Below are 7,736 nucleotides of genomic sequence, written 5' to 3'. Positions count from 1 at the left end.
CTTCGAACGGATAGCCGGTGCCGGCGATTCGTTTGGCAAAAGCGAGACTGTGCGCCACAAATCCTGCTTCATCCTCAAATGGGTTCGGCGCTGGTGTAGTCATCATCGCCATAACTTCCGGGGAAGATTGCGGAAGGGCGGGATTACCGGAACTGGACATAATGGAAGTGACCGATAAAACACGTTCAGGGTACTCACTGGCTGCAATCTGGGCGATCATTCCGCCCATCGACCTGCCAACGACATGTGCCCGGTCAATTGAAAGGGCGTCGAGCAGTCCGATAACGTCACCTGCCATGTCATCGAGCGTGTAAGGGATGTCCGGTCGCTGCCCTGACATGAGAGCAGTCGCCAGTGCGTTAAAATCCAGCGTCTGATAATGGTTAAAGTGCGCCGAGCAACCTACGTCGCGATTGTCAAAGCGAATCACGCGAAAGCCCCGCGCTGCTAATAACTGACAAAACGAAACCGTACATCGGATCATCTGGGTTCCAAGCCCGGCGATTAGGATAATCGCCTCGTCATTTTCGTTACCGAAACTGTCATAGGCCAAATCAATGCCGTTTACTTTCAGAATGTTCATGATCATCTTCTCCTTCAATTAATTCGATATCGGAAATTCCGTCATAGGCAGAAGGCGTGAATCTTCGATGGCTGCAGTCCGGTGCCCGATACCCGCCAGGTAGTCTTGATGGCTTGAAAAAGCAAGAAACGACTGCGCGTTGCGTTGGCGGATCAGCATAACAAGATCCCATCTTTCGTTTTCGGGTCCGATAAGAAACTCTCCGCCATCGCCAAGAAACAGCACTTCACCACCGCTTTCACGGAGAAATGGGAGCGTATGCTCAATGTAGCGGTTGAAAGCTTCGGCACCGCTGATTGGGACTTCCGGTGTTAGTTCAGGATTGGCCGTGTAATCGGCAATATCACGATAACGCAGCAGGTTCAACATGACGATGCTACCCTCAATGCCTCGTTGCATAAATCTCATGCCAGCGCGTTGCGTTGGTTCGATGTAACGAATAGATTCAAACTCTGTCATAGCGGCTCCTTTCGTATTTCCTTTTTTAATTATTTACGCCTCCACATTCCCTTCAGGGAATGCATTAGCGGCTAATTTTTTGACATGGTTTCGGATATCAGGTGCCCAGTCATCGATGAATTGGTAAAAACGATCCAAATCACCCGCATACAGTGCTCGCAGAGCTTCTTCGTATTGCTGGAACCGTATAGGTTCGTGATTCACTTCCGTATCGGGCAGGTCACCAAACTGTTCTCCTAATCGTTTGAGCACGTCATCTGTCTTCCCACGAAAATCAACATCTATTGGTTTCCCAGTGGCATCATCAAATATAAGCAGCTGTGTGAGGTCTCTGTCATCCAGAGCATCTTTCGCTATAGTAACTACGTGCTGTAACGAACCACTGGCGATGACTCCCACACCCATAAATGCCGTGCAGTAAAAGTGCGTTAGGTTATTACTCATGCTGACCTCCTTTCTGACTACCTCGCTAATTATACCCGGGTAAAAATAAAAAATCAATATTACCCGGGTAAAATATTTTGTATTGTTCGTTATGAAGGGAATAAATGCAAAAGACGCGGCCTAAGAGGCCGCGCTGTTGAGAGCTGGTACATCCACTTCTTGCCGCAAGTTCGGTATCCGAATAATTATTTCCTAGATTCGATTTGATCTACCGTAATTAATTTTCCCGTTGAGAAGTCCCTCCATACAGCATCTTTTGCATCCAAAAAATAATTACTGTAGTTGGCTTTACGTGCAAGGGTATAAACCAAAACAGGCTTCACCGGTTCTTCCGTAATCGTAACTGGATTAGTCTGAATTATCGCATCCTCCGTTTTGTTAATCAGGTTCAGCGGAGGTGTATAGTAGGTTGGGATTACATCGTACGCTTTCAGAAGCATTGATTTTAGCTTTGGTTCATCGAACTTTGGGGTGTCCGTAGGTATTGTGCCTTTCAAGGAGTTAATGACATCGATAACTTCGCCGGATTGAATGTCGACGACAATGGAGACGTGTCCGTAATAAATCCCAGATACATTTGCAGTATAAATCAACGAGTAAGCTTTATCACCCATTCGTGTTGGCAGCGTGGCAGACGATTCTTTGATTGAGTACAGCGTGAGCGCGGAAGCCGCTCGCGGCAGCGCTTTTTCAAGATATTCGGCTGATATTTGCTTAGCCTCGTCCTCGACGATAAGGTGTTTGCCCTCTAGTGGACAACTATTAGAAAGCGATGTTAGCTCGCCGGTGCTCAGTTTAATTTCCGCAGAAGATGAGCAGTATTCCGTTCCCATTGGTTTTCTCCAGATGACTTTCCAAAAGGGGCCGCTTAAATTACTATTGAGTCCATCGACTACCTGATAAATAAGCGGAATTAGAGCATTTGTTGGAATCACAGCTAGTTCGCTCGCTCTCTGCAACGCTTTCTCTGCACTGTCGACTGGTTGTTCGATCTCTTTGTTGGTAGATGACATCTTCGTATCTTGTTCTAGAGCCTGTTGATTCATGCCGCCGTTGACTTTTCCGGTAACTGCATCGACTCGCCAATTATCCAATAATACATATTCATAAATGCCTATTTTCTCCTCACCTTTGTTCAATTGATCCGGGAATACGCGGGAGATCGTCGGAGCCAACTGCTCGGTGAACTTCGCGCGTGCCTCTTCCACTGAAATCACAGGTTCGCTTTCTGGAAGCTGAACATTTTTATCCCACAAAATTTGTTCGTCTACAACCTTCCCTGATTTATCGATATCAAGATTGATGTAGTTACCCGGATACCGAATACCGTCAATGGCTCGCATATAACGAATATTGTAAAAATTCGGTTTTACAAACGTATTCTCTTGATAGTCAACAAACACGAGTTGATCTTTCGCAAAAGGGCGCTCCTTTTCGATATGCTGCATCGCATACTTTTGAATCTGAACCTGAACCTGATCGAGCTTGACTTCGGATGATTCGGCATTCGCCGCCAATACAACATTGCTTGCCAGAAGCAGTGTAAATAGGCTGGCCAATACAAGGCTAGTGTATCGTCTCTTCTTCATAATACCTCCATTTTTTGGGATTTATGTATCATAAGTGTTAGACGAATCGATTTCTAAATAGTTTCTTTTATTTCATATAATTTCCAAAAATATATTTTTATCTCCGCGGCTCTTACTTCAAAGGAAAACGGCAGCCGGTCGTATGCCAGCTGCCGTCATTTGATGCTTGAACTATACTTACGACGACAATTCCATCTCGCAGGCGCTTGCTCCCCAATGGGCCGTATATGCCGGAGTTTGACCAAGGTGAGAATGGCGATGGAGATCATGAGCACGCCACTAACCGCTACGGCGGCATGCATGCCGCCGTCAAAAGCTTCCCGAGCTCCATGAAGAAGTGCCGAACCTATCGGTTCTGGCAGTTCCTTTACTGTCGTGATTGCCCCAGCCAGGCTTTCCTGGGAAGCTGCGGCTACTGACGCCGTTACGTCACTCGGTATGAAGCCTGCGACCTGGCTGCGGTACACATATGTACCTATGCTGCCTAATATGGCGATACCCAGTGCGAATGCGAATTCACCGCTCGTCTGCAACAATGACGCCGCCGAACCGGCTTTCTCCGGAGGAACCGATCCGACGACAAGATAGCTGGACAAGCTCGCTAACGGGGCTGCTCCCGCATTAAAAAAGATATACCCTACGATCAGGGTAGAGAATCCGGATCCTGCTCCTACCTGGAATAGCAGAATACAGCTGTCGCCGAGATGGCGAGTCCTGCCCCTATGAGGAGCGACGGCCGGATCTGCCTGGCCATAATCGGCGATAGCACCATGCCCGCCATCGACGCTACCACTCCCGGGAGCATGCACATCGCTGCTCGGAGCGGCGAGAGACCTTCCACGAACTGAAGATGCTGTGCGACGAAGAGCATGGAAGCTCCCGTCAAGGTGATACCGAACATACAGCCTAATGCCGTGCTGAAGGCGGAGTTTCCGAATAGGCGCAAGTCCATTAGCGGATTCTCCAACCGTTGCTGCCGCCGTACGAAAACCGTCCCGGAAGCGACTCCAGCCGCAACGGCAAGGAGCGGCAAGATCTGCAGACCTTGCTTGGCGATTTCCTTAAGGCCGTATATAGCAGGTAGAATGGCGCACAGCGACAGTACGACGCTTGTTATATCCAATCGGCTTGCTGCGGGGTCCCGATATTCGGGCAGAAGAAATGGCGCACTCAGCAACAGCAGCGCCATAACTGGAACGCCGAGCAAGAAAACCGCTCCCCATGGAAAATGTTCTAGCATCGCCCCACCAATCACAGGACCGAGTGCCATCCCTCCCATGGAGCACATGAACCATATTCCAATGGCGAGGGAGCGTTGTTTATGCTCGCGGAACATGTTGCTGATCAAGGCCAGCGTGGAGGGCGATACCGTCGCTCCGGCAATGCCGAGCAGCGCTCGGGCTGCAATCAGCATTCCGGCAGAGTTAGAAAATGCGGCCAACACCGAAGCTGAGCCAAACGCCGCGGCGCCAATCATCAATAGCTTGCGACGGCCGATCCGATCTCCGAGTGTACCCATCGTAATCAGGAAACCGGAGAGCATGAAGCCGTATATGTCCATGATCCATAGCTGCTCCGTGCTATCGGCGCCGAGAGCGACGCTTATGTGAGGCAGGGCGAGAATCATCACGGACAAGTCAACCGAAATGAGTAAGGCTGGCAACGACAACACGGCAAGTCCAATCCATTCCTTCAAACCGGCCTGGAAATTAGATTCGATCGCTGGATTTTTCATTGGCTGTCTAAAACATCGCCGAGCCGATCCAACATGATCCTCGTTCCATGCTCACGCTGTTCTGGCGTATCAAGACCGTCCAGAAAAACCCCCTGCTCCGTGTAAATTAAACGCGTGCCGCTGTCCGAAGTCTCGAATTCTACCGTCGTCACGGAGACGGATATACGCCTGTCTTCCATGTCAAGCGTGTACGAGTAGACAATACGCCGATCCGCGACGATCTCCTGATAGCAAGCGTCGAATGTGAAAACCGGGCCTCCAGGCGGACCGCCGCGATTGAATTCACGTCCGTCTACGCGGAAGTCAAACTCATCGGCTTTTGGAAACCAGCCAGCCTTGGCAGATTGGCCGGCCCATGCAGCGAATACGCGAGCCGGGGAATGCTTATAGTTTCGTTCAATGACGAATGTGGAATGTTTAGCAGTTCGATCATTCATTGTCGAATCCTCCTTGTCCGGGTTCTCCCGGATGCTCGTCTAAATATTCTCCAAGTCGGTCGAGATGGGTATCCATGCTCGACTTTCTTTCGGTGAAAAATTTCTCATGATTCATTTTCATCATTCGCGTGATTTTCATGACATGCTCTACGGTAAATGGCTCGTTCTTCTGCATCTGGCTTGATACGTTCTCAAGCTCGTGTAGGAGCTTCTGCTGCATGCGGATATTTTCTTTCAGGCGGTCCATTTGAAGGATGATAATGTCTAAAAGGCTGAGTTGGTCTCCGGACATAACGACTTTTATCTGTTCCAAAGATAACCCCAGTTCCTTCAAAGACAAGATTTGTTGCAGGCGTGAAATGTCCTTTTCGGTGTACAGTCTGTATCCGGATGAGGAATAGCCCGATGGCGAAAACACACCGATCTGATCGTAAAAACGTAAGGTTCGAATTGTGATTCCTACCATTTTTGCAAGTTCTCCGACTTTCCACTGTCGTTTCATGATCCTCCCCTTTCTTGGTCGCTAGCGTTTCACCGGTATCTTCACTTTAAATCATTACGTTACGTAATGGTCAAGGGTTTTCAAAAAAAATTCTTTAATTGCCAGACAGATAAAGTCTTCTCATTAGTTTCGTTCAAGAAACCTGCCAGATAACGAGTAAGAGGCAGCCGTAGATTGCCAGCCGCCTCGATAAGATCTCTATTTTACTATCGGTTTCGTTTGCATAGTCGAAGTTTCGCGTTCACTGCGAGACAGGTTATACAGCTCCAATCTTAGGCCATGCCAGTTCGACGCCGTTCGCCGTCAGTATAGCTTGAAGTTCTTTGAGCTTTGCTGCGTCTGCGCGAACCCTACTAGGAGTCATGCCTTGGTCCAAACAAAATGCAGCTGTATAACCTGCGGACTCCCCGATATTCCATTCAACGGGATGAAGCCTGTAGCAACCATTGGTAATATGGGTTGTTCCTATATTCTTGCAGGCAGCTAGCAAGTTCGTAACCTCCTTGGGAATCAGACTTCCTAATGGAATCTGAAAAGGCAACGAAGAAATATCGAGGAAATTCCGTCCATTCATACTCGGATGCAAATCAATCCGGTAACATCCAATGCCTACGCTGTCAGGGAACTCTACTGCCCCTTGATCACCTCGTATGGCTGTGCTTACATGCTGTTCCAAAATCGTGAACTCCGCTTTGATCCTACGCGATTCTCGAATATACGGCGCCTGGGCCATGCCATCCGCGGTCCCGACAACGTCCGGACGCAGCCTCAGCCCCGGATAACCCACTCCCCCGTCAGGCCGTGGAGCTTCCGTCTGTAGCCAGTATAGCAAAGAAAAACTCAGTTGTTTTGCTTGATGCAGATGCTTTTCGGCCAGCTGCTCAGGTACATCGTAAACATTGCCAAGAAAGTAATCGTTTTGCGCCCAATTTACTAACGAAATATCAGACGGGTATGTTCCGGCCGAGTAGTTCGCTCTATCCACAATCCGGCGATAGATAAACAAAGGATATTTATCCGTACCGGGAAAAAGCGTTTCTTCTGTTGGTTCCAGCGTCTTGGGATCGGGCGAAACCCAATTCAACTGCGGATTCGGCCAAAACGGCGCTTGAAAAGTACGCCAGAACTCGTAATCTTTTGGTTTATCTATGACATGATTCTCACCTTCGATGTAATCCATCGCAAAGCAATAAGTAAAAGCCTGTATATCTTGAGGATCTGGTGGCCCATCCAAGGCATGAGGCTCGTTGGTTTCTGACTTCGATTCTGCTCCTGTTACGTATTCGATTTCCGCAAGTGGCAATACATCCCCGCATTCCGTTGCATCAAGAAAATAAGAGGCGTGAACAATCAGCTTTTCCCCGTTTTCGCGTTTGACAGTAACGGCTTGGATCTTGTTTCCATGTCGATGCGCTTTTACGATTTTACAACGTGTATGGATGGTAAGTTTACTGCTGTTAATGAACGGCGCGAGCATTTGCTGCAATACGGCATGCGTGACGCGTGGTTCGGCACACAACCGGCTTACCCCACCATTTCCTGGATTATAATAGTATGCCGAACGCCCATACTCTGATAACGGATAGTGCTGACGGTAGTATTCTCTAACCTCGTCGCGGAACTTGCGATAGCTTCGTGTACAGCCGAATTGCTCAATCCATTTATGTTCGTCAGGCGGAACTGCCTGACTCGTCAACTGACCGCCAATCCAGTCGTATTCATCGGTCATGTACACATTCTTTCCCATCCTACAAGCGGCCAGAGCTGCAGCGCATCCCCCAACTCCTCCGCCTATAATAGCAATGTCAGTGTGCAGTTCTTTTTCCATACTCGCCATTCATCAATTACCTCCTTCATCCACATTAGTTAATTTAAACCTATTTAATAGACGGAAGGTGTCTTACTAAAGTTGCAAAAATTAAGTGAACTTCCTAAACTTCGAAGAATTCCTCGGTCGGTATCATTGTTCTTCGCTAGCGTACTAGCC

Annotated in this window: 9 protein-coding genes; all 9 read right to left on the bottom strand. The window is 48.5% G+C overall.

From position 1 onward, the window contains the following. Positions 1-583 (bottom strand): alpha/beta fold hydrolase (locus tag AC1DUA_RS18175; RefSeq protein ID WP_477501111.1); only part of this gene is annotated, 583 nt, incomplete at its 3' end. An 18-nt stretch (positions 584-601) separates the two neighbouring features. Continuing rightward, positions 602-982: a DUF1330 domain-containing protein gene (locus AC1DUA_RS18170; protein ID WP_477501110.1), complete on the bottom strand. Its 381-nt coding sequence runs from the start codon at positions 980-982 to the stop codon at positions 602-604. Positions 983-1,075: 93 nt separating this feature from the next. After that, positions 1,076-1,486, bottom strand: a complete 411-nt coding sequence (locus tag AC1DUA_RS18165) for a DUF2239 family protein (protein WP_477501109.1) — start codon at positions 1,484-1,486, stop codon at positions 1,076-1,078. Positions 1,487-1,671: 185 nt separating this feature from the next. Further along, positions 1,672-3,075 carry a YcdB/YcdC domain-containing protein gene (locus tag AC1DUA_RS18160; protein WP_477501108.1) on the bottom strand — a complete coding sequence of 468 codons (1,404 nt, stop codon included), beginning with the start codon at positions 3,073-3,075 and terminating at the stop codon, positions 1,672-1,674. Between the two features lie 155 nt (positions 3,076-3,230). Continuing rightward, entirely contained in the window at positions 3,231-3,671 is a 441-nt protein-coding gene (locus AC1DUA_RS18155; RefSeq protein WP_477501107.1) for a hypothetical protein, read from the bottom strand. A 74-nt stretch (positions 3,672-3,745) separates the two neighbouring features. Then, on the bottom strand, positions 3,746-4,810 hold the full coding sequence (locus AC1DUA_RS18150; protein WP_477501106.1) for an MFS transporter: 1,065 nt from the start codon (positions 4,808-4,810) through the stop codon (positions 3,746-3,748). Beyond that, complete coding sequence (locus tag AC1DUA_RS18145; protein ID WP_477501105.1) at positions 4,807-5,247, bottom strand: SRPBCC family protein; 441 nt, start codon at positions 5,245-5,247, stop codon at positions 4,807-4,809. Before AC1DUA_RS18145 ends, AC1DUA_RS18150 begins: the two co-directional genes overlap by 4 nt. Further along, positions 5,240-5,749 (bottom strand): MerR family transcriptional regulator, encoded by a 510-nt coding sequence (locus AC1DUA_RS18140; protein WP_477501104.1) that lies wholly within the window; start codon positions 5,747-5,749, stop codon positions 5,240-5,242. Before AC1DUA_RS18140 ends, AC1DUA_RS18145 begins: the two co-directional genes overlap by 8 nt. A 256-nt stretch (positions 5,750-6,005) precedes the next feature. Beyond that, positions 6,006-7,577, bottom strand: coding sequence for an FAD-dependent oxidoreductase (locus tag AC1DUA_RS18135; protein ID WP_477501112.1), 1,572 nt, complete (start codon positions 7,575-7,577; stop codon positions 6,006-6,008). Between the last annotated feature and the right edge of the window lie 159 nt (positions 7,578-7,736).

The organism is Paenibacillus sp. 01T422, from assembly GCF_056398785.1.
This window is presented reverse-complemented; position numbering and strand designations above follow the sequence as displayed.

Bases quoted from the DNA above. Each gene is read 5' to 3' on its own strand.
- AC1DUA_RS18170 (WP_477501110.1), bottom strand. From the start codon at position 982: ATGCAACGAGGCATTGAGGGTAGCATCGTCATGTTGAACCTGCTGCGT.
- AC1DUA_RS18165 (WP_477501109.1), bottom strand. From the start codon at position 1,486: ATGAGTAATAACCTAACGCACTTTTACTGCACGGCATTTATGGGTGTG.
- AC1DUA_RS18160 (WP_477501108.1), bottom strand. From the start codon at position 3,075: ATGAAGAAGAGACGATACACTAGCCTTGTATTGGCCAGCCTATTTACA.
- AC1DUA_RS18150 (WP_477501106.1), bottom strand. From the start codon at position 4,810: ATGAAAAATCCAGCGATCGAATCTAATTTCCAGGCCGGTTTGAAGGAA.
- AC1DUA_RS18145 (WP_477501105.1), bottom strand. From the start codon at position 5,247: ATGAATGATCGAACTGCTAAACATTCCACATTCGTCATTGAACGAAAC.
- AC1DUA_RS18140 (WP_477501104.1), bottom strand. From the start codon at position 5,749: ATGAAACGACAGTGGAAAGTCGGAGAACTTGCAAAAATGGTAGGAATC.
- AC1DUA_RS18135 (WP_477501112.1), bottom strand. From the start codon at position 7,577: ATGGAAAAAGAACTGCACACTGACATTGCTATTATAGGCGGAGGAGTT.